Source organism: Photorhabdus sp. HUG-39, from assembly GCF_963878365.1.
GTDB lineage: Bacteria > Pseudomonadota > Gammaproteobacteria > Enterobacterales > Enterobacteriaceae > Photorhabdus > Photorhabdus kayaii.
This window is the reverse complement of the sequence record NZ_CAWNWY010000008.1, coordinates 1-22,362: the sequence shown is the minus strand read 5'-3', so window position 1 is coordinate 22,362 and position 22,362 is coordinate 1. Positions and strand designations below refer to the sequence as shown.

Here is a 22,362-nt window from a genome sequence, read left to right as displayed (position 1 = left end):
GATGAAAAAACGGGAGAAATCATCGACATCACAGAAAATCTCAGCTAACTTGTCTATAACCTGTTCCACCTCGGAGCTGTTTTTGGTGTGTACCAAAACTTTGCTCTTGGAACGCTTCTCGTCAATTTCTTATCCATAATTTGGGTTAATGTAAGGTGCGTGTATGTATATAGATATATTAATTATAATATCTGCATTTGCTGGAAGTATACTATCTGGGCTCTTTGGTGGGGGAGCGGGTTTGATTTTTACTCCTACAATTTATTTATTTTTATCTTATGCTAACCCAAATTCTAGTTATATCATGCAAACTAGCATCACAACGATGATAGCTTCTCTAATGATATCTGGTCTAGTTGCTATTGTTAAACATCACAAATACAACCATATTGATTGGAATGTTCTAAAATGGTCTTCTCCACTAATTATAATCGGCTCAATACTAGGTTGTTTTACCATGACTGTTGTTTCAAGCCAATTGGTTATATATGTCTTTTCTTTAGCAACATTAATTTTGGCGATTAGGTCAACACAAAAATTAATTTCCAATACCCAACAAAATAATACAAATAGAGATCTTGGCTGGTCATTTCGTTATATTGGTTGTTTTTTACTAGGATTAATATCAACTTTGTCCGGGTCAGCTTCATTTGTTGTTCCTTATTATGAGAGCATTGGCTTAAATATTAAAAAATCAATAGGGACAACAACTGTTGTAGTCTGGTTGTATTCTGTATTTGTACTAATATTTATGGTATCACTCGGCCTAAATAAAAACAACTTACCACCTGGAAATATAGGTTTTTTAAATTATAATTATCTCTGGCTATTCATAATACCAACAATACCAGGAGCATTGTTAGGAACAAAATTAGCCAATACGCTTCCAGAAAGAAAACTAAGAATTGCCTTTACAGTATTATTGTATTTTATTGGATTAAGTATGTTATTTTCGTAATACATTTACTTTTGATAACCTATATCCGATGGATTTCAAGATGCATCGCGACGGCAAGGGAGCGAATCCCCGGGAGCATAGATAGCTCTGTGACCGGGGTGAGTGAGTGTAGCCAACAAAGAGGCAACTTGGAAGATGACGGGTATAGGTAATTTTATCTTGCCCGTTAATGGGCAAGAAGTATTTTGGATTGACTTGAAAATTAATATGGTCAATTATATTCTCGAATTGAATATATTCTCTTTACTTTAATCATTCATTTAAAACTAAAGATAATAGAGCCTGACGAGCATAAATCCCATTTTCTGCCTGTTGGAAATAATAAGCATAGGGCGTTTTATCGACATCGACAGTAATTTCATCAATACGTGGCAACGGATGCAGAACTTTGAGGTTCTCTTTCGCTCCGATCAGATCGGAAGCACGCAGAACAAATTGTGCTTTTACGTTGGCATATTCGGATGGATCAAGACGCTCTTTCTGTACACGAGTCATATAAAGAATATCTAGCTCCGGTAATACTTCTTCAATATTAGCGTGTTGGCTGTAGGTTGCACCTTTTTCATTCAGCATATGAAGAATATGGCTTGGCATTGCCAACGCTTCCGGGGCGATAAAATAAAAGTGGTTGCCATTAAATTTCGCCAGCGCTTGTGATAGCGAATGGACCGTGCGGCCATATTTCAGATCACCAACCATCGCGATATTCAAACTATCCAGCCGTTGCTGAGTTTCCTGAATAGTGAACAGATCCAGCAAGGTTTGAGTCGGATGTTGGTTGGCGCCGTCACCGGCATTGATAATCGGAGTGTCACCGGAAAATTCAGAAGCCAGACGCGGGGCGCCTTCCTGTGGATGGCGTATCACGATGGCGTCAACATATTGGCTGATAACGGAAATAGTATCGGCTAGCGTTTCACCTTTCTTACCTAGGGAAGTGTTGCTGCTGTCTGAGAAACCGACAACTGAAGCGCCAAGGCGGTGGATTGCTGTTTCAAAAGAGAGGCGAGTGCGGGTGGAAGCTTCGAAGAAACAACTGGCGATAACCTTGGGTTTCAGCAATTCAGGTTGTGGTCTGGCTTTCAGTGCAGCAGCAGTCTGCAACACCAATTCCAGATCTTCGCGGCTCAGATCATTTATTGAGATGATATGTTTGCGATATAACGGATTAGCCATTTTTCACTCTCCTCTAATGCTGACATCCGGGTGGCGATCATGAATTGATTACCGGGCAAAAAAAAGCCCCTCATTGAGGGGCGTTAAATGATTGGTTTAGCAACGGGAAAACAATGACGGCTAGTTGCCTTCTTTTTTCAGGCAGTTGTGCTTTATGACAAAAATCAGCGCTGTCTTTCATGATTTCTCCCGGCAAATTGTGGCGCATTATACTCGTGAAAAATATTACAGCAAGCATTCGACCAAAGAAAAATAATATTGGCAGGATCATATCTTTAAAGACATAATCCTGAGGATATCCCAACTAATTAGATTTTAAGATCATTTGCTAGAGTTGCTACCATTACCGCTTTAATGGTATGTAGGCGATTTTCTGCTTGATCAAACACAATACTGTGCTCTGATTCAAAAACTTCATTAGTCACTTCCAGCCCTCCATACATATTAAACTCAGCAGCGAGTTGTTTGCCTAATGTCGTTTCTTCATTATGAAATGCTGGCAGACAGTGCAGGAATTTTACCTGTGGATTGCCTGTCATGTTCACCATATCCATATTCACTTGATAAGGTTTCAGTAGGTTAATGCGTTGTTGCCAAACTTCTTTTGGCTCGCCCATAGAAACCCAGACATCGGTATAAAGAAAATCGGTATTTTTAACCCCCTCGGCGATATTTTCCGTCAGGGTAATTTGGCCTCCTATTTTTTCAGCCAGTTTCTGACATTCAGTCACCAGCGCGGCATTGGGCCAGTACTTTTCAGGGGCAATCAACCGAACATCCATACCCGTTAGTGCCGCGGCTTCTAGCATGGTATTACCCATATTGTTACGGGCATCCCCCAAGTAGGCGAATTTGATTTCTGACAACGGTTTTTCTGGTTGATGTTCCTGAATAGTTAGCAGATCTGCCAGTAGCTGAGTAGGGTGAAATTCATCTGTTAGCCCATTCCATACCGGAACACCTGCATATTTTGCCAGTGATTCAACGATTGTCTGGGCATAGCCGCGATATTGAATACCGTCATACATACGGCCAAGTATACGGGCGGTATCTTTGATCGATTCTTTATGACCAATCTGGTTGCCACTGGAACCGAGGTAGGTGATATTTGCTCCTTGATCGTAAGCTGCCACTTCAAATGAACAGCGGGTACGGGTGGAATCTTTTTCAAAAATCAGCACAATATTTTTGCCTGTTAACAGGGCTTTTTCTGTACCAGATTTTTTAGTCGATTTTAATTCAGCAGATAGTCTTAACAAGGCATGAATTTCTGCTGAGGAAAAATCAAGTAACCTTAGGAAATGACGCTGATGGAACGGATTCATTGTTTGGTGTCTCCGTATTTATTGTTTGCATTTAAATTCAATCTATATCTATAAAAATGCAATTTCAACTCCGTATTGGATTTCTTTGATGTAAACAGTGGTTAGCCCGCCTGTGGTGTGGGAGAATGAGTATTGGGACGGCCAACTGCTTGAGGATATTAGGTATGGCAAATCAAAGAGACTTAGAAGAACAACGCGAAGAAACGCGGCTTATTATTGAAGAATTACTGGAAGATGGTAGTGATCCAGATGCACTTTATACCATTGAGCATCACTTTTCTGCTGAGGATTTTAGTCTGTTGGAAAAGGCTGCGGTTGAAGCCTTTAAACTGGGTTATGAAGTGACTGATGCGGAAGAATTGGAAGTCGAAGATGGTACTATTCTGATGTGTTGTGATGTTATCAGTGAGTGTGGATTGAATGCAGAACTGATCGATGCCCAGGTTGAACAGTTAGTGAATCTGGCTGAAAAAATTGGCATTAATTATGACGGTTGGGGCACTTACTTCGAAGATCCTGATGAGCAAGATGAAGATGATTTGCCGGAGCAGGGTGAGAGTAGACTTCATTAGTATATACCCTATGGATTTCAAGATGCATCGCGACGGCAAGGGAGCGAATCCCCGGGAGCATAGATAACGATGAGACCGGGGTGAGTGAGTGCAGCCAACAAAGAGGCAACTTGAAAGATGACGGGTATAATCAGTATATTAAGAATCCTGTGTTAGTTCTGGTCGTGATTGATACATATGATTCAAAACAAAATAGTCCTTATCTGCTTTGGCGAATAAGGACCATTGCATTTAAAATAGACTATCTTATCAAACCATGTTCCCTGACTTTTGAAAGAATAGTTCCTCTCCTAATTTGGTTTGCTTCGGTGACTTCCCTTTTTAATTCTTGTCCTAGCTCATTAGAAACCAGATCCTTATGTTTTTCTGCAAGTTCGCTTAATTCTTCTGCGGTGTGAACAATTCCAGTAACTTTCCATGCCAATGACAGACCTTTGAATGCTACTTTTGCTACCGGATGTGGCACAACTGCGGCGGCGGTATCCAGTGTGGCGCCGACCGTTGCACCTAGCGATGCCCCGGTAATTAGCGTATCTGTTGCGACCTCTTTTAAATCATCAGTTGTTTTTTGCAGCTCTTCCAATTTTTCTGGGGTGACGGTAGCGGTAGCCGCACCTGCCTTAAATACCTTTTTTATACCGTCCAAGGTGAGACTAAAATTATTAATTGCGTCGGTGCCGGCGGCTTTTGTTAGCGCGGTTTTGTTGAGTTCACCTACATCGCCAGCCGCGGCAAACTCTCCGGCAGCTGCGACTAAACTTGCTCCTTCTTTTATTGCTTGAGCGCCAGGGACTTGTCCCTGTGCGAGATGTTCTGCGGCTTCTTTGCGTCCCGTTATGTTATGGGCCATCTGCTTAATCGGGTCATAGTTTGCTTTTAAAGCACTCGCTTTTTGAGTGATTTTGCTGACTTGTTGATCACCATAGGATTCAGAAGCAGGAGATGGCATCTGAGGTCTTTCAACTTGTTGATTTTTATGTTTATACAGTTCGTATGCTATACCGCCAACGCCTAATGCACCTGTTGCTACGGTTTTAAATATACGCCCATCTTCATCTATGCCAGTCATTGGATTATTTCTTACCATACGGTACAAATTCAGGCCATCTACTGTTCCAGCCGGGTCAGTGTTTAACCATCTACCGGCCCACGGTTGATAATAACGGTAGCCGTAATAGTACAGTCCCGTTGCATCACGCTCTTTGCCTGAATAACGAATGGTTTTGTAACCGGCTTCAACTTGGTTTCTCGCCGCCCATACTGCGGTGCCGCCATAGGGGTAATACTCTTCCCAACTGATAATTTCTCCATGAATATCCAGTTCTAATTCGCTGCTGTGTGTAAGATTATCGTAGTTATATCTGATTTGATCGTTATTTATACCGGTAGGTTGGCCCTTTTCCCAGTGTAGTACGCGTACTTGTGCTCTTCCTGCTTGCCCGACAGCAATAACTTGCAAGTCTTCAGTGATATTGGCACCGCTTTGTGTGGTGTGTAATTCCAATCCTGGCAGGTAAGTAACTCGTTGTTGTTGCGTGGTATTGGATGTTTGTTGTGCATTTATTTTCAGTAGCCGTATTCCGTCACTGTCATAGCGGTACCACTGGTGTGCGGTGTTACCACTTTGGTTCACTTGTTGTAGCTCTCCTCGTGGAGTCCAGTTTAAGGATTGCCCTGATAACAGACTGGTTTGATGACCACCAGCATCAAAGAATGTATCAACGAGATTGGGATCGTTGGTGAGCGTGCTCAGGACACCACGGTTATTACGGTTTGAGATAGTGATATTTGTGGTGTAGTTATTGTTACTTGCTGGAGCACTATGCCGGATTTGTGTCAGGTTGCCGCTATCGTCGTAAGTATAAGTGCGAGTATAGTTAGTATAGGTGTTGTCATCGATAGGAAGAGGGGTAATTAAAGGAGGAAGCTGGCTTCCTTGCTGACCAATGTTAGCCATTTCGCGGCCGGTTGCTTTGGTGAGTTGGTACAGAGAATCATAGGCATACGCATTTTCCGGTACTATTTTCTGATTACGCCAGAATCGGGTTGCTTCTGCATCATTACGAATATTGATCACATTGCCAACGGGATCATATTCATAACGTAAATCCTGTAGTGGTTTTGTACTATCTTTAATCCGGCGGGTTGTAATGTTAATTAATCGTTGGGTCTCTGGTTCATAGGTATATTCCGTAATAACGCCATTAGCGTGTTCTTCTCGTAATTTTTGTCCGGCTGCTGACCAGGTAATAGACTGCACAATAACTTTTTCGGATTGTCCTTTTAATGTTAACCAGCTACCTTTCAATTGACCTGCTATATCATAGGCTAGCCGCTGTATATTTCCCTTGGCATCGATTTGGGTTAGTAGAGCACCAATAGCATCAGTTTTATTTTGAGTCGTGAATATGTTGTCATTCAGTTTTGTACGCCAACTATTTTCATCATCACCGCGCCAATCAGCTTCCTGATCGTCGGCTATTAATTGACGGGATTGTGATAAGACCGCGCCGGTTAAGGACAAACTTTCCAATTGTACCAGCCCCGCCGTGTCATAATGGCGTATACATTGCCCGGCGAGATTCTGGTTTTTCTCTGCATCTGTATTGTTTGCCCAAATAAAGCGCTCTGTAGTTTTCTCGTTCTTTTGTATTGACTCGGTGACAGCCAGCAAGCGGCCGGGCAAGGTATTACCTTCATAGTGATGGGTCTGACGGGTGCCGATTGCATTGATAGTCAGTACTGGACGGCCTTCGATATCGTTCAAGGTAATGGTTCGGCCAGCATCGATACTTTCTTCACGCAGAGTATTACCAGCGAGACTAAAGATACGAGTGAAGTTTGAGCCACTCTGATTTTTATATCTACGTGGGTCCGTGCTTTTTACTTGAAATCCTTGAGTATTAAATTGATAACGCGTGATCAATTCGTTGCTATTGGTTTCATCAATTTGAGTACGCAGGTATTCCAGCGTACGTATATTCAATCCTCGATTATCTCGTACGCTGACAGATGGGGTATTTCGGTTAATTGCAGAATTGTAACGACTCATATTGCAGTTCCTTAATGTTGTTTTAATCTGTTAGCCGGTTTAATAGTAACGGCCTGAGATTTTACTATGGAATGAGTAAAATCTTTAACAGAATAGCGTGATAATTTTTGAGGTTGACAGTATGAGAATTAATATTCCAATAGATAAGGATAGAATACTAATAGGGAAATAAATTATTGTTATTAAATGATGTTTTTACACCGAAATAAATATTTTAATTATTTAATTGTGATTAAGGTAAATTAATTAATAACTGCATTGAATATATATTTAAAATAATCGTTAACGAGAAGAGATTAATTTCATAATGATTGAAATTTTTTGAATGTAAAAAGAGAGATAATTAATTGATAAATAGATAACCACCTCTTGTAGGAAGAGGCGGTTATTTTCTTATTTAGAAACATCAGTACCGAAATATTGAGTGGAAATGCGTAGATAGGTGCCATCGGCTTTGATATCGGCTAGTGCCTTATCGATAGCGGCTTGTAATTCTGGCTCGCCTTTACGAATTAGCACACCGACTGGATCGCCATTGGGTTCGGACGCGACAACTTTTACCGGTGCATTGGGTTTGTGTTTCCTAAAATCGAGATAGGACAGATTATCGTTGATAGTGGCATCAGCCCTGCCCGTAGCAACTAAATCGATTGCCTGATTAAATCCTTCGGTAGGGACGATTTCCGCACCGAAACGTTTTGCTAACTGGGCGTAATTACTGGTTAAGCTATGACTTGAGGTTTTACCTTTCAGATCGCTAAACGTTTTTATACTGTCATTATTTTGCCGGGTGATAAGTACGGCTTTAGATATGATATACGGTGCGGAAAAGTCATATTTCTTTTTGCGTTCTGGAGTAATAGCGACCTGATTGAGTACCGCGTCATAGCGTTTGGCATCAAGCCCGGCAATAAGCCCATCCCACTTGCCTTCGGTAAACTGGGCTTTGACATTCAGACGTCGTGCGATTTCGCGGCCAATATCAATATCAAATCCAGTTAAGGCTCCTGAAGCATCGTGATAAGTAAATGGTGGATAGGTTCCTTCGGTAGCAATTTTGAATACGCCTGCTGATTTAATGTTATCAAGGCCAGATTCTGCATTAGCAGAATATGCAATACCGAATTGAATGACACCCGCTAATAATGCGGTAAACAACATTTTCATTTTCTTTCTCCAAACTGTTAAGAAATCTATTTGATGGTAAGATCAATGACGGCAAGGTTATTTTAACGGTGGGTTATATCTCCCAATCCGGTAAAGTATTGGTTAAGGTTGAAACGAATTCCACAGTACGTTGTTTAAGGGCGCGAGTGAAAATCGTTTTCGACGTTCCCGATTCGACGATCTCCCCGGATTCTAAAAATATGACGTCGTGGGCAAGATTTGCTGCCAAACGCAGATCATGGGTAGCCATTAACATTGTAGTTCCCTCTTTGGCCAATTGCTTTAATACGGCAACAACTTCCTGTGATAATTCCGGATCAAGTGCGGAAGTTGGCTCGTCGCATAATAACACTTTAGGTGAAGGTGCCAGTGCCCTGGCAATCGCTACGCGCTGTTGCTGACCACCGGATAGTGTGGTTGGAAAGACATCGGCCTTGTGTGACATGTCAACCTTTTCCAGTAGTTCAAGCGCTCGTTGTTTGGCCTGTTCACGTGACCATTTCTGAACCCAGATTAACCCTTCCATGATGTTTTCAATCACGGTGAGGTGAGGGAAAAGCTGAAAGTTTTGAAACACCATGCCGGTTTGTTGGCGGATCTGTTGTATATCCTTGTGAGCAATCCGTCCTTTGCCGGTGAAGGTCATGCTTTCATTGCCGATCTGGAGCTTTCCAGCCTGGGGAGTTTCTAATAAGTTGATGCAGCGTAATAGCGTGCTTTTGCCACTTCCAGACGGGCCAATCAGTGCGGTCAGGCTGCCTTCCTCAATGGTAAGATCGATTTTTTTCAGGACCTTTTGCCCGTCAAAACTTTTTTCAATGCCGGAGAGTTGAATCATCTTTTAATTCCTGTGTGTCACTCTTTTGCGAAAACTTCTTTTCCAGATGGGCTTGTAGTGATGACAATACTGAACTGATTATCAGATAAAGTATTGCCGCCTCAGTATAAAGAATGAGAGGTTGATAAGTCACCGCTGCAATACGTTGTGCAGCAAGGAAAAGCTCCGGTACGGTAATGACTGAGGCTAGTGAAGTATCTTTCACCAGTGAAATAAATGTGTTTGAGAGTGGTGGGATAGCGATTCTTGCGGCTTGAGGTAGAATGATCCGACGCAATGATTGTGTCCAGCTCATGCCGATAGAATAAGCCGCTTCCCACTGCCCTTTTGGTACAGACAATAAAGTGGCGCGAATTATCTCAGAGGTATAGGCGCCAATATTTAACGTGAAACCAATCACTGCCGAGGTAAATGCGCCTAACGTAATGCCAATGCTAGGTAAGGCATAAAAAATAAGAAACAGTTGTACCAGCAACGGTGTGCCGCGGATCAGCCATACATAGAATTTGGCGACAGCAATAAGTGGTTTCGGCCCATAAAGCCGGATGAGCGCAACAATAAAACCCAGTATGATACCGAGAGTAAAGGTAATAAGAGTTAGTGGAATAGTGAAAGTAAAGCCCGCATAAAGCATAGGCCAAAAAGAATCGAGTACTAGATTAAACCAGGAGGGCTCCATATATTTTCCCTATTGTGTGTAATATAACAATATATTTATATGTGATTTTTTTAAATATCATATTGCAAGCTGTCAATTTATATATATAAAATAAAGTTATATCATATGGTTATTTTGGATATATAAAAAAATTTATATAAATTAATATATATAATATTTGGCTAAAATATTTTTTGATTACTCGATTCAACACGGTTGATGATAAAGTTCCCTGGTTAGCGTTTGTATTCAACTTTTAGGGAACTGTCTATCTGAATAAGATAATCTTTCACTTATTTGGGAAGATTATCGCCAAAATATTGAGTCCAGATACGCTGGTAAGTGCCATCGGTTTTGATGTCAGTTATTGCTTTATCAATAGCAACTTTTAGTTCTGACTCGCCCTTGCGGAGCAAAACCGCTGTTTGACCTGCATTGGGGGTTGCTGCAACAATTTTTACTGGTGCGTTTGGCTTATGCTTCTTATAGTCCAGATAAGATAGGCTATCATTAATAGTGGCATCGGCTCTGCCGGTACTAACCAGTTCGATTTCTTGACTAAATCCATTAGTGCCGATAATTTCTGCGCCATTATCTCTGGCTATTTGGGCGAAGTTGTTGGTTAGAGTATGTGCTGAGGTTTTGCCTTTTAAATCGCTGAATTTTTTTATGTTATTATTATCTTTATTAATGATAAGTACCGCTTGCGATGTGATATAGGGGATGGAGAAGTCATATTTTTTCTTGCGCTCAGGTGTAATTGCAATTTGATTAATTACTGCATCAGAACGTCCGGCATCCAGCCCGGCAATAAGTCCGTCCCATTTTCCTTCAATAAATGTTGGTTTGACATTCAATCGGTGTGCAATTTCACGGCCAATATCGACATCGAAGCCAGTTAAAGTACCCGAGGCATCGCGATAAGTGAATGGTGGATAAGCGCCTTCCGTTGCTATTCTGAATGTGCCGGTGGATTTAATCTTATCAAGGGTTGTTTCTGCATTAGCTGAATATACGAGACCGAATTGGATAGTGCTTGCCAATAATAGGGTAAGAAGTGTTTTCATTTTGTTTCTTCGGGTAGTTATAAATTAGTGAATTAATTTATTATTACCTTAATAATTCCCGCTGAAATAAATTGTTCATAACAATAAATAATTGAGTATTTAATTGGACTAGAATTACATTATTGGTTTCCTTTTTACTTGTAATAATGTGTTTATATGATTTTACTCTCTGTATAATATGCTAAATATAATGATTTATATATAAAATAAAATTATATCATATTGTCATTTAAGATATGTAAATTTAAAAATGAATAAAATAAATATTCACTTATATTAAGGAGGTAGGTGTTGTTATTTTCAATATTTTTGATGATGTTTATATAGAATGAGTTGAATTTATATTTTATTATTAATTTTATCGTTTACTATTTAAATTAAAAAGCCACAGCAATTCATTGTCAGTGGCTTTGGTGAGAATTTACTTTTTGAAGATATTACAACGCGGCAATTGTTTCTTTCTGAGCCAGCAGCTTCTCTTTGGATGTATTGCAGCTTGCCAGACGTTCACGCTCTTTGGCTACAACGGCTTCGGGCGCACGGCTAACGAAGCCTTCATTTGACAGCTTACTTTCAATGGCGCCAATCTCTTTATCCAGCTTCTCAATCTCTTTATTTAAGCGGCTTAGTTCAGCTTCTTTATCGACTAAGCCAGCCATTGGGATTAATACTTCTGCACCATTAATCAATTTAGTGACAGAAATCGGTGCTTCTTCACCCGTAGACAGAAGAGTCACAGAAGATAAGCGGCCCATTGCCTGAATAAAATTCAGATTTTCTGCTACACGGCGTTGTGCGCCAGCATCGGCATTACGCAGCAGAACTTCCAGTGGCTTACCCGGTGCGATATTCATTTCAGCACGGATATTACGTACTGCAATAATCGCTTCCTTAATCCATTCCAGATCGGTCAGTGCCAGTTCATCAGTTTTTTCTTGAGCAAATTCTGGGAACGGTTGCAGCATAATGGTATCTGCCTCAATTCCCTTCACCATTTTCACTCGCTGCCAGATGGTTTCGGTGATAAATGGAATAATCGGGTGAGCCAAGCGCAGTAATCCTTCCAGAACTTCAATCAGCGTATGACGGGCACCACGAACTTCTCCTTCTGAACCTTTGTTAATTGCCGGTTTAGAGAGCTCCAGATACCAGTCACAGAACTGGTTCCAAGTGAATTCATAAAGAATATTGGCCGCCATATCGAAACGATATGTGTCTAGTGCTTCACGGTAGGCTTTTACTGTCTGGTTAAATTCAGCCAGAATCCAACGATCAGCCAACGATAGCGCCATTTCGCCGCCATGTTGGCCGCAATCCTGACCTTCTGTATTCATCAGAACAAAGCGGCTAGCGTTCCATAATTTGTTGCAGAAATTACGGTAACCTTGCAGGCGTTTCATATCCCAGTTGATATCACGACCTGTTGAGGCCAGCGCTGCTAACGTAAAGCGCAGGGCATCGGTACCATGCGTTTCAATACCTGCCGGGAACTGTTTTTCGGTACGTTTGCGGATTTTTTCAGCCAACTGGGGCTGCATCATATTGCCGGTGCGTTTTTCCAGCAGTTCTTCCAGAGAAATACCGTCAACCATATCCAGTGGGTCAATAACATTTCCTTTGGATTTGGACATCTTCTGACCTTCTTCATCCCGGATAAGACCGGTCATGTAAACAGTCTTAAAGGGAACCTGAGGTTTGCCATTTTCATCTTTGATGAAATGCATGGTCATCATGATCATACGGGCAATCCAGAAAAAGATGATATCAAAGCCACTCACCAACACATCGGTTGGGTGGAAAGTTTTCAGCGCGTCAGTTTGTTCAGGCCAACCAAGGGTAGAGAAAGTCCATAAACCGGAAGAGAACCAGGTATCCAGTACATCTTCATCTTGGTTTAAAGAGATATCTGTGCCCAGATTATTTTCACGACGCACTTCTTCTTCACTGCGGCCAACATAGACATTACCGTTGGCGTCATACCATGCCGGGATGCGGTGGCCCCACCATAATTGGCGAGAGATACACCAATCCTGAATATCGCGCATCCAGGAGTAATACATATTTTCATATTGCTTAGGCACAAACTGGATATCACCATTTTCAACGGCTTCGATAGCCACTTTCGCCAGAGGCGCAGTACGGACATACCATTGATCAGTCAGCATAGGTTCAATAACCACACCGCCGCGATCGCCATAAGGAACGGTTAGATCATGAGCTTTAATTTCAACCAGCAGGCCCAGTCTTTCGAACTCTGCCACGATAGCTTTACGGGCAGCAAAACGCTCTATGCCTTGATATTCAGCCGGAATATCAGAGCTGTAAGTGTCAGAAATCTCGCCATGAGTATCGAAAACTTCTGCTTTATGGCGGATGTTGCCATCAAGAGTCATGATATTGATCATCGGCAGGGCATGGCGCTTACCGACTTCATAGTCATTGAAGTCATGGGCAGGCGTAATTTTTACGCAACCGGTACCTTTTTCCATATCCGCATGTTCATCACCGATAATAGGAATGCGACGGTTAATTAATGGCAGAATAATTTCTTTGCCGATTAAATCTTTATAGCGCGGATCTTCTGGGTTAACTGCTACGCCGGTATCGCCTAGCATAGTTTCAGGCCGGGTAGTTGCAACGATCAGGTAATCTTTCCCTTCTGCGGTTGTGACACCATCGGCCAATGGATAACGTAGATGCCACATAGAACCCTTAACTTCACGGTTCTCAACTTCCAGATCGGAAATTGCAGTGTGCAATTTCGGGTCCCAGTTAACCAAACGTTTACCGCGATAAATGAGATTTTCTCGATACAAACGGACAAAGGCTTCTTTTACGGCGTTGGATAGACCTTCATCCATAGTGAAACGCTCGCGCTCCCAGTCAACGGAGTTGCCCAGACGACGCATCTGATTGGTAATCGTGCCGCCGGATTCTGCTTTCCACTGCCAAATCTTATCGATAAATGCATCACGGCCATAATCGTGACGGGTTTTGCCTTCTTCTGCTGCGATCTTGCGCTCAACCACCATTTGAGTAGCAATACCTGCGTGGTCAGTACCGGACTGCCATAAAGTATTTTTACCCTGCATTCGTTGATAACGGATCATGGTATCCATAATGGTTTGCTGAAACGCATGGCCCATATGCAGGCTGCCGGTCACGTTTGGTGGCGGGATAACAATACAGAAACTCTCACGGCGGGTATCGCCGTTAGGCTTGAAGTAACCACTTTTCTCCCAATGGTTATAGAGAGGCTGCTCAATTTCTTTAGGATTGTACGTTTTATCGAGAGATGGCTCGGCTTGCGTTTGAATTGCGGGTGTTTTTTCCATTTTATCTTGATACTTAGTATGTTGGCGGCGTTGCCATGGTCAAATTAAAGCCGACGCTGCGATATGATTTATATCGTTCACGCGCCAACTGTTTCAAATTTTCATCTATAGGAACGAAGTCTATCACTTCATGGAAAGCGGTGGCAAAGTCTGCAAATTGCGGCAACAGATTTATTAGGATATCACGGGGAGCATTTCCCCGTTTTTGCGGCCAACATAACTCAACTGGTGCGCCATATCTTGGCCCTTCACCCGCAAGATTATGTGGGACGAACTGATGAGGCTCCCGTTGCCATAAGGCTTCATCTAACTTTTCTGCCTGTTGCTGATTTTCACAGGCAATTAGCACCCGTTTTCCTGCTCGCCATTGGTCAGCCGCAAACTGGCATGCCAGCCATTCGTGCGCTTGCAAATCTGCTTGAGGTGATGGCTGTTCCAGTAAATAAAACGTGGCACTTTTCATAATGTCTCTGTTACGGAGAAAGGGCATTGTCAAATGCCCTTTTAAACTAAGAGAGGAATCAAATCAATCGTCGTTATTGATACCGGTACTTCCTGCCCGATTTAACAGGAATTGTGACAGTAGTGCAACCGGGCGACCTGTTGCGCCTTTTGCTTTACCTGAACGCCAGGCCGTACCCGCGATATCCAGATGTGCCCAGTGATATTTTGTTGCGAAGCGGGACAGGAAACAGGCGGCGGTAATCGCGCCACCCCCACTGCCACCGGTATTCGCCAGATCAGCGAAATTAGAATCGATTTGCTCAAAAAATTCATCGGTCATTGGTAGGCGCCATGCGCGATCACCGGATTGTTCTGAAGCATTGAGTAACTCATGGGCCAGGGGATTATGGTTGGATAGCAATCCACTGTAATGATTACCAAGAGCTGTTATGCAAGCACCGGTCAGTGTAGCGATATCAATGACCAATTCTGGATCAAAACGTTCAACGTAAGTTAACGCATCGCACAGAACCAGACGGCCTTCGGCATCGGTATTGAGCACTTCGACAGTCTGACCAGATAGGGTGGTTAAAATATCTCCAGGCCGGTAAGCGCGCCCTCCTGGCATATTCTCACAGCCTGCTATGACACCGATGACATTGAGCGGTAATTGTAGCTCAGAAACCACACGCATCACGCCATAAACTGTTGCAGCCCCACACATATCGTATTTCATCTCATCCATGCCACCCGCAGATTTGATTGAAATACCGCCTGAGTCAAAAGTCAGCCCCTTTCCAACCAAGATGATGGGTTTGGCATTTTTATCAGGACTGCCTTTATATTCCATGACTGACATCAGAGATTCATTCTGAGAACCCTGACCGACAGCCAGGTAGGCATTCATGCCTAGCTCTTTCATCTGCTCTTCACCAATCACTTTTGTTGTAATATGGCTATTGGCCGAATCTGCGAGCTGGCGTGCCTGAGAAGCCAGATAAGCGGCATTACAGATATTGGGTGGCATATTACCAAGATCTTTGGCCGCTTTGATACCGGCAGCAATAGCAAGGCCGTGTTGGATGGCACGTTCACCACTGGTTAGCTCCCGACGGGTCGGAACATTGAAAACCATTTTACGCAGTGGGCGGCGCAACTCATTTTTATTACTTTTTAGCTGGTTGAAAACATAGAGAGATTCTTTTGCTGTTTCTACCGCTTGGCGCACTTTCCAATAATTATTGCGGCCTTTGACATGCAATTCTGTTAAGAAGCAAACAGCTTCCATTGACCCCGTTTCATTGAGAGTATTGATAGTTTTCTGAATAATCTGTTTATACTGGCGTTCATCCAATTCGCGCTCTTTACCACAGCCGATAAGCAGAATACGTTCAGATAACACATTGGGAACATGATGCAGCAACAGTGATTGACCAACTTTGCCTTCTAGTTCACCGCGGCGCAGCAATGCACTGATGTAACCGTCACTTATTTTATCAAGTTGTTCAGCGATAGAGGAAAGGCGGCGAGGTTCGAAAACGCCGACAATGATACATGCACTACGTTGTTTTTCCGGGCTACCGCTTTTTACACTAAACTCCATGCGTTCTCCTGAATCTTAAAGACAAAGACGGATGCTATCGCTAAAATATAGCGTTTCGCATTAATCTACCCCATAGAAAATTAACTATTTATGTTAAGCTAAACGCACTGTTTGTTATTATTTAGCTAACTATATAAGTATGTTCTGACTGGGAACCTAAATATGGAATGCTTCGATATCATTTTAGCAGTGAGGAAGCCAAACTGATGCACATAATAAATGGTATATATACAATGAAGTTAGCGATTTTCCTGCAAAAAGACAAGTTTTCACAGGCGTAATAAGCGTGATCATCATTAGATATCTGGTACGGGAAACCCTGAAAAGCCAAGTTGCGATACTCTTTATCCTTTTACTGATCTTTTTCTGTCAGAGATTAGTTGAAATTTTGGGTGCCGCAGTGGAAGGAAACGTCCCGGCAAATTTAGTTTTATCCTTGTTAGGATTAGGTGTGCCTGAAATGGCGCAGTTGATTTTGCCCCTGAGTCTGTTTCTTGGGGTATTGATGACTTTCAGTAAACTCTATACTGAAAGTGAAATTACTGTTATGCATGCGTGTGGTTTGGGCAAGCGTGTGCTGGTGGTTTCGGCGCTTATTCTGGCGTTGTTAACTTCCGCGCTAGCGGCAGTGAATGTCATTTGGGTCATGCCGTGGTCCTCGAAATATCAAGAACAGGTGGTGGCTGATGCTAAAGCTAACCCAAGCTTGGCAGCGATCATGGAAGGGAGGTTCAAACCTTCCGAGGATGGTAATCTGGTGCTCTATATTGGCAACGTGCACGGCAATAAATTTGAAAACGTATTCCTTGCCCAACTTCGCCCCGTTGATAACCAGCGTCCTTCCGTGGTGATCTCTAATGGCGGGCATATGGTGGAGCGACCTGATGGCAAACAGGTGGTCGTCCTTAATTATGGTACGCGTTACGAAGGCACTGCAATGCTGCGTGATTTTAGGATCACTGAGTTCCGTGATTATCAAGCGATTATCGGGCATCAGACTTCAATCGTAGATAATAATAAAGTTGAACAGAAGTCTATTATCCAGTTATGGCAGGATAATGATAAGGACTCCCGCGCTGAGTTCCATTGGCGTTTGACTTTGGTGCTCTCGGTACTAATTATGGCTATGATGGTAGTACCGTTAAGTGTGGTGAACCCACGTCAAGGGCGAGTGTTAAGCATGTTGCCCGCAATGTTGCTTTATCTGATTTTCTTCTTATTGCAAAGCTCTCTGCGTTCTAACGGTAGTAAAGGCAAATTGGACCCGATGATTTGGATGTGGCTGACTAATGGGACTTATCTGATGTTGGCGCTGGTTCTCAATATTTGGGATACGTTGCCGGTGCGTAGGGTCCGGGCTCGTTTCAACGGCAGAGGAGTAGCCTGATGTTTGGTGTATTGGATCGTTATATCGGTCGGACTATTCTACAGACTATTCTGATGACGCTGTTTATGCTGGTATCACTCTCCGGTATTATTAAGTTTGTTGAGCAGTTAAGAAAAGTGGGACAGGGGGAATATACTACTATTTCTGCTGGTCTTTATGTTTTGTTAAGTGTGCCGAAAGATATTCAGATATTCTTCCCGATGGCAGCTTTGCTTGGCGCCTTACTGGGGCTTGGTACGCTGGCAACCCGTAGTGAGTTGGTGGTTATGCAAGCTTCTGGATTTACCCGTATGCAGATTGCTGGCTCAGTGATGAAAACGGCTATTCCGTTGGTGATCCTGACTATGGTTATCGGAGAGTGGGTTGCGCCACAAGGTGAACAGATGGCGCGTAATTACCGGGCTCAGAAGATGCTTGGTGGTTCTCTGGTTTCAACAAATAAAGGTATGTGGACGATAGATGGGGACGATTTTATCTACATCCAGCGGATTGTGAGTGATACCGAGATTAAAGGCGTCAACATCTATCATTTTAGTGATGATAAAAAACTACTCTCTGTAAAGTATGCAGCCAGTGCGGTTTATGATAAGGATAACGACCTGTGGAAGCTTTCTCAGGTGGAAGAATCTGATCTGACAGACAGCAAAAAAATCACCGGATCACAACGTATTTCTGCTGACTGGAAAATTCTCCTGACGCCAGAACAGTTGAATGTGGTAGCACTTGAGCCTGAAGCGCTTTCCATCAGTGGCTTATATCAGTACATCAAGTACCTTAAGCAGAGTGAACAGGAATCAGGCCGTTATCAACTGAATATGTGGAAAAAAATATTTGCGCCGCTTTCAGTTGCAGTAATGATGTTGATGGCACTCTCTTTTATCTTCGGACCACTGCGTAGTGTGCCGATGGGAGTGAGGATGGTGACAGGGATTAGCTTTGGCTTCCTATTTTATGTACTTAATGAGATCTTTGGTCCACTGAGCTTGGTGTACAGCGTGCCAGCGGTTTTGGCGGCACTGTTACCAAGCCTATTGTTCCTTACTGTGAGTATTTATTTACTCCTTAAGAGACAGTAGTTTTTAGAAATCGAGGAACTATATCCTATGGATTTCAAGATGCATCGCGACGGCAAGGGAGTGAATCCCCGGGAGCATAGATAACGATGTGACCGGGGTGAGCGAGAGCAGCCAACACAGAGGCAACTTGAAAGATGACGGGTATATAGGGATAGGGTTTTTGGCTAAGAAACCCTATCCTGAGCATCTCGATTTTAAGATGTAAAAGGCTCAAGCTTGATGGTGATTCCTCGACAATGCAGTTACCAGTTGATTAACCCCCGTTGTTACGCTACTGAACTGGCTACGTTGTTTACGAGTGATCACCACAAACACTCCGATATTTTGTTCAGGGATCATTGCCATATACGTATTGAACCCACCGCCGCCGCCGGTTTTCTGATAAATACCCGGTATATCACCACGGCCGTTCATATAAACCCAACCAAGGCCAACGCCATCGGCCTGACCGGCAACATCCATCCCTTTAATTGAAGCTAGAGCGGAACGCTTAAAATAAATACCTTGTTCACGGCTTGCGGTCTGTTTACGTAACTGACTGTCTGATGATAAAAACTGCTGCATCCAACGCTGCATATCTTTTGGCGTTGAATAAATTCCCCCACTGCCTGCCGCAGCAATCGCATTAAGGCATGGACTTGGCTTATAACTTTCCATCAAACGAGCACACTGAGAACGGCTTGGCGTCAGTGTGGTGTCTTTCATGTAATAAGGGCCGGTGATCTTATCGTGTAACAAACGGGTATATGGCTTACCCGTAGCCTTAGAGAGTGCATCTGCCAATAAATCGTAAGCCAAATTGGAATAAGATGCTGTTGTGCCTGGTACGGAATCTAATTGAGCTGTTTTTAACCAAGCCCAGCGATTGGTTTGTGTAGGCCAGACAAAAACAGGGCGCCCCCATTTACCTCCCGGCTGCTCACGAGGTAAGCCACTGGTATGGCTTGCCAGGTGGAACAACCGGATAGGTTGAAGAGGGCTGTATTGGGGTACTTTCACGCCATAATAGCTATAGTCCTGCAATGGATCGGTGGAACGCAGAACCTCATCCTCTTCGAGCTTGATCATAACCTCACTGGTCATCAGCTTAGTCAGTGAGGCAATACGGATGATTGAATCGGGCTTTGGACGGATGCCGTTTCCCGGACGAGTTTCACCGAAACTGCGGTAAACCGTCTGATTATTATCAATCACCACCATCGCCATGCCTTGCGCATTGCTGCTGTTGAAAATATCCTGTGCATACTGATCAACCAACTGTGAAGCCAGCTTTTTAGTTCTCGCATTTCCTTCGAACACTTCCCATTTCAATGGTTGTTTCTTGGGTTGCAGAAACTTTGCCGAATATATTTTGTTTGAAGAAGAGCAGGCTGTAAGAGCCAACGCTATCGCAGAAACAGAGAAGATCTTAAAAAACTGTTTATTCATTTTGAATTGACCAATCAGGCATATTTCCAGTGAATTCACAAACAGGATAAAGATAGCAAAAGCGGCTATTTATTCTTTTTAAACAATGCCATCAACGCACCAATGACAATGCCTAAAAAGATCCCGGCGCCAATCCAGCTAATAATCGTCATAACCATTTACCTCATAGCGAATTATCATGCTGAGATTATATAAGGTGATTATAGGTTGTCTATCAGCGTCAGGTGGTTCAGCTAACTATGGTCGCAAAAAACGTCTCAAGAGGAGTTGTTTTTGCTCTGGTATTGTAGAGAAGGTGCTATTTCAGGTGGAAAAGATATTGCTAGGTGTACTTATTTAGGGTTTTGATGTTCAGTAATTGAACGCGCATGTGTGTTGAAAGATGGGTTTGATCTTTTTTTCAACACTTAAACCAAAGTTAGAAGGATAACAGTTGCTAACAGATCGCTGACAGGTATAATAGCCCTCGTTTTCCGCATACTACTTCAGTGCCGAAGTGGCGAAATCGGTAGACGCAGTTGATTCAAAATCAACCGCCTTCGGGTGTGCCGGTTCGAGTCCGGCCTTCGGCACCATGACTATGTTCACAGCAGTTCACCAAAGTCCACTTATCCAAGAAAACTCCTTATAAATCAAATAAAATAGTCTATCAAGGTCTATTATCGTCCGTTGCAATCCACATATCTGTGGGGGCATAATTGGGGGCATCTTCCGATTCGATTAATAATGTGCCCCCAACATGAAACTCAATGCCAGGCAAATAGAGGCAGCAAAGCCAAAAGATAAAGCCTATAAACTCGCTGATGGTGGCGGGTTGTATCTGGAAATTACTCCGAGAGGTTCAAAATACTGGCGTATGAAATACCGCCGACCTACTGATAAAAAAGAAGACAGGTTAGCATTTGGGGTTTACCCGGTAATTTCTCTTGCTGATGCCAGAGCTAAACGTGATGAGGCTAAAAAACTGATAGCTAGTGGTATAGATCCCAAAGCAACACAGAAAAAGACACAAGCTGAGGCATCAGGCGAATTCAATTTTGAAACTATTGCTAGGAAATGGCACTCCAGTAATAAGCGGTGGGGTGACTATAACCGGGCGCGTGTACTGCGCAGCCTTGAACAATACATCTTTCCTCATATTGGTAAAATTGATATCCGTCAGTTAAAGACTAGCCATCTATTAGTACCTATCCGAATGGTGGATGATGCAGGAAAGCATGATGTAGCTCAACGGCTCCAACAGCGGGTAACTGCTATCATGCGCTATGCTGTACAAAATGACATTATCGACAGTAATCCGGCTATAGATATGGCCGGGGCGCTGACCATGCCTAAAACTAAACATTATCCTGCATTGCCATCCAATTGCTTTCCTGAATTATTGGAACGTATAAGTCATTACCGTGGCAGGAAAATTACACGTTTAGCGGTGGTACTGACTTTACTCACTTTTGTGCGTTCTAGTGAGTTACGTTTTGCACGATGGGATGAAATTGACTTTAATAGTTCAGTGTGGGAGATACCTGGTCAACGAAATCCAATCGAAGGAGTTCGTTATTCTTACCGTGGCATGAAAATGAAATCAGCCCATATTGTGCCGTTGAGTAATCAGGCAATAGATATCTTACAGCAACTTAAAGAGCTTAGTGGGGACAATGAACGGCTTTTTCCCGGCGACCATGATCCTAATAAAGTTATGAGTGAAAATACGGTAAATAATGCATTACGAGTGATGGGATATGATACAAAAACGGAAGTATGCGGGCATGGTTTCAGAGCGATGGCTTGTAGCGCTTTAGTTGAATCAGGGCTATGGTCAAAAGATGCAGTTGAAAGACAAATGAGCCACACAGAGCGTAATGGTGTCCGAGCTGCTTATATCCATACATCTGAACATTTGGAGGAACGGCGATTAATGATACAATGGTGGGCGGATTATTTGGATCAATGTAAAAAAGAATTTATTGCTCCTTACGTTTTCTCAAAGAAAAATAGTAAATAGTCATATAAAAACACATTAATTCACTGTGTAAGAAAGCCCACTTTGAATAGCAGGGCGCGAGCATACTTTTTTACCCCCCCTTGAATGAACCGTAATTATATGATCTCATTCTCCTTATTTTTCTTTTTAATACTCGCCCATGAATCTGAACCAGACCCTGATTGAACATTTAACCGTTGTGAAAGAAACTCGTTCTGACATCAATCGTCAATACGAGCTGATTGATGTTATTTTTCTTGTCATCAGCGCCATTCTCGCTGGCGCTGAAGGTTGG

Annotated in this window: 17 protein-coding genes, 1 tRNA gene and 1 pseudogene; 8 read left to right on the top strand and 11 right to left on the bottom strand. The window is 42.8% G+C overall.

From position 1 onward, the window contains the following. The first annotated feature begins 163 nt into the window (after window positions 1-163). Complete coding sequence (locus AAC155_RS07275; protein WP_113041608.1) at window positions 164-958, top strand: sulfite exporter TauE/SafE family protein; 795 nt, start codon at window positions 164-166, stop codon at window positions 956-958. 11 nt (window positions 959-969) lie between these two features. Then, window positions 970-1,110 (top strand): hypothetical protein, encoded by a 141-nt coding sequence (locus AAC155_RS07270; RefSeq protein ID WP_158536513.1) that lies wholly within the window; start codon window positions 970-972, stop codon window positions 1,108-1,110. A gap of 100 nt (window positions 1,111-1,210) precedes the next feature. Here the strand turns inward: AAC155_RS07270 and pyrB are convergent, their stop codons facing one another. Together pyrB and argF are read right to left on the bottom strand one after the other, a co-directional pair. Continuing rightward, complete coding sequence (gene pyrB / locus AAC155_RS07265; protein WP_113041606.1) at window positions 1,211-2,134, bottom strand: aspartate carbamoyltransferase; 924 nt, start codon at window positions 2,132-2,134, stop codon at window positions 1,211-1,213. 308 nt (window positions 2,135-2,442) lie between these two features. Next, window positions 2,443-3,459 (bottom strand): ornithine carbamoyltransferase, encoded by a 1,017-nt coding sequence (gene argF / locus AAC155_RS07260; protein ID WP_113041604.1) that lies wholly within the window; start codon window positions 3,457-3,459, stop codon window positions 2,443-2,445. A gap of 164 nt (window positions 3,460-3,623) precedes the next feature. On the opposite strand from argF, the gene rraB reads away from it, so the two are divergent. Beyond that, window positions 3,624-4,031, top strand: a complete 408-nt coding sequence (rraB, locus tag AAC155_RS07255; protein ID WP_113041603.1) for a ribonuclease E inhibitor RraB — start codon at window positions 3,624-3,626, stop codon at window positions 4,029-4,031. A 241-nt stretch (window positions 4,032-4,272) separates the two neighbouring features. On the opposite strand, the gene AAC155_RS07250 is transcribed toward rraB, so the two are convergent. The 8 genes from AAC155_RS07250 to pepA all read right to left on the bottom strand — a co-directional run bounded on the left by AAC155_RS07250 (window position 4,273) and on the right by pepA (window position 16,195). Then, the gene (locus tag AAC155_RS07250; protein WP_113041602.1) at window positions 4,273-7,083 is read right to left on the bottom strand and encodes an RHS repeat domain-containing protein; all 2,811 of its coding nucleotides are present in this window, start codon (window positions 7,081-7,083) and stop codon (window positions 4,273-4,275) included. A 393-nt stretch (window positions 7,084-7,476) separates the two neighbouring features. Next, window positions 7,477-8,250, bottom strand: a complete 774-nt coding sequence (locus AAC155_RS07245) for an amino acid ABC transporter substrate-binding protein (protein ID WP_113041601.1) — start codon at window positions 8,248-8,250, stop codon at window positions 7,477-7,479. Window positions 8,251-8,323: 73 nt separating this feature from the next. After that, window positions 8,324-9,088 (bottom strand): amino acid ABC transporter ATP-binding protein, encoded by a 765-nt coding sequence (locus AAC155_RS07240; RefSeq protein ID WP_113041600.1) that lies wholly within the window; start codon window positions 9,086-9,088, stop codon window positions 8,324-8,326. Continuing rightward, window positions 9,066-9,767, bottom strand: a complete 702-nt coding sequence (locus tag AAC155_RS07235) for an amino acid ABC transporter permease (protein WP_113041599.1) — start codon at window positions 9,765-9,767, stop codon at window positions 9,066-9,068. The genes AAC155_RS07240 and AAC155_RS07235 overlap by 23 nt, the downstream gene beginning before the upstream one ends. 272 nt (window positions 9,768-10,039) lie before the next feature. Then, window positions 10,040-10,813 carry an amino acid ABC transporter substrate-binding protein gene (locus tag AAC155_RS07230; protein ID WP_113041598.1) on the bottom strand — a complete coding sequence of 258 codons (774 nt, stop codon included), beginning with the start codon at window positions 10,811-10,813 and terminating at the stop codon, window positions 10,040-10,042. 437 nt (window positions 10,814-11,250) lie between these two features. After that, window positions 11,251-14,148, bottom strand: a complete 2,898-nt coding sequence (locus AAC155_RS07225) for a valine--tRNA ligase (protein ID WP_113041597.1) — start codon at window positions 14,146-14,148, stop codon at window positions 11,251-11,253. Window positions 14,149-14,161: 13 nt separating this feature from the next. Further along, a complete protein-coding gene (locus tag AAC155_RS07220; protein ID WP_011148563.1) occupies window positions 14,162-14,611 on the bottom strand; it encodes a DNA polymerase III subunit chi in 450 nt (149 codons plus the stop codon). 63 nt (window positions 14,612-14,674) lie between these two features. Continuing rightward, entirely contained in the window at window positions 14,675-16,195 is a 1,521-nt protein-coding gene (pepA, locus tag AAC155_RS07215) for a leucyl aminopeptidase (RefSeq protein ID WP_113041596.1), read from the bottom strand. A gap of 286 nt (window positions 16,196-16,481) precedes the next feature. On the opposite strand from pepA, the gene lptF reads away from it, so the two are divergent. Further along, window positions 16,482-17,582, top strand: a complete 1,101-nt coding sequence (lptF, locus tag AAC155_RS07210) for an LPS export ABC transporter permease LptF (protein ID WP_113041595.1) — start codon at window positions 16,482-16,484, stop codon at window positions 17,580-17,582. Next, on the top strand, window positions 17,582-18,658 hold the full coding sequence (lptG, locus tag AAC155_RS07205) for an LPS export ABC transporter permease LptG (protein ID WP_113041594.1): 1,077 nt from the start codon (window positions 17,582-17,584) through the stop codon (window positions 18,656-18,658). Before lptF ends, lptG begins: the two co-directional genes overlap by 1 nt. A 210-nt stretch (window positions 18,659-18,868) precedes the next feature. On the opposite strand, the gene ampH is transcribed toward lptG, so the two are convergent. Continuing rightward, entirely contained in the window at window positions 18,869-20,086 is a 1,218-nt protein-coding gene (gene ampH / locus AAC155_RS07200) for a D-alanyl-D-alanine-carboxypeptidase/endopeptidase AmpH (RefSeq protein WP_113041691.1), read from the bottom strand. Window positions 20,087-20,576: 490 nt separating this feature from the next. On the opposite strand from ampH, the gene AAC155_RS07195 reads away from it, so the two are divergent. The 3 genes and pseudogenes from AAC155_RS07195 to AAC155_RS07185 all read left to right on the top strand — a co-directional run. Then, window positions 20,577-20,661, top strand: a tRNA-Leu gene (locus AAC155_RS07195). Window positions 20,662-20,825: 164 nt separating this feature from the next. Continuing rightward, complete coding sequence (locus AAC155_RS07190; protein ID WP_113041592.1) at window positions 20,826-22,088, top strand: tyrosine-type recombinase/integrase; 1,263 nt, start codon at window positions 20,826-20,828, stop codon at window positions 22,086-22,088. Window positions 22,089-22,227: 139 nt separating this feature from the next. Then, window positions 22,228-22,362 (top strand): annotated as a pseudogene (locus tag AAC155_RS07185) (transposase family protein); the annotation flags it as partial.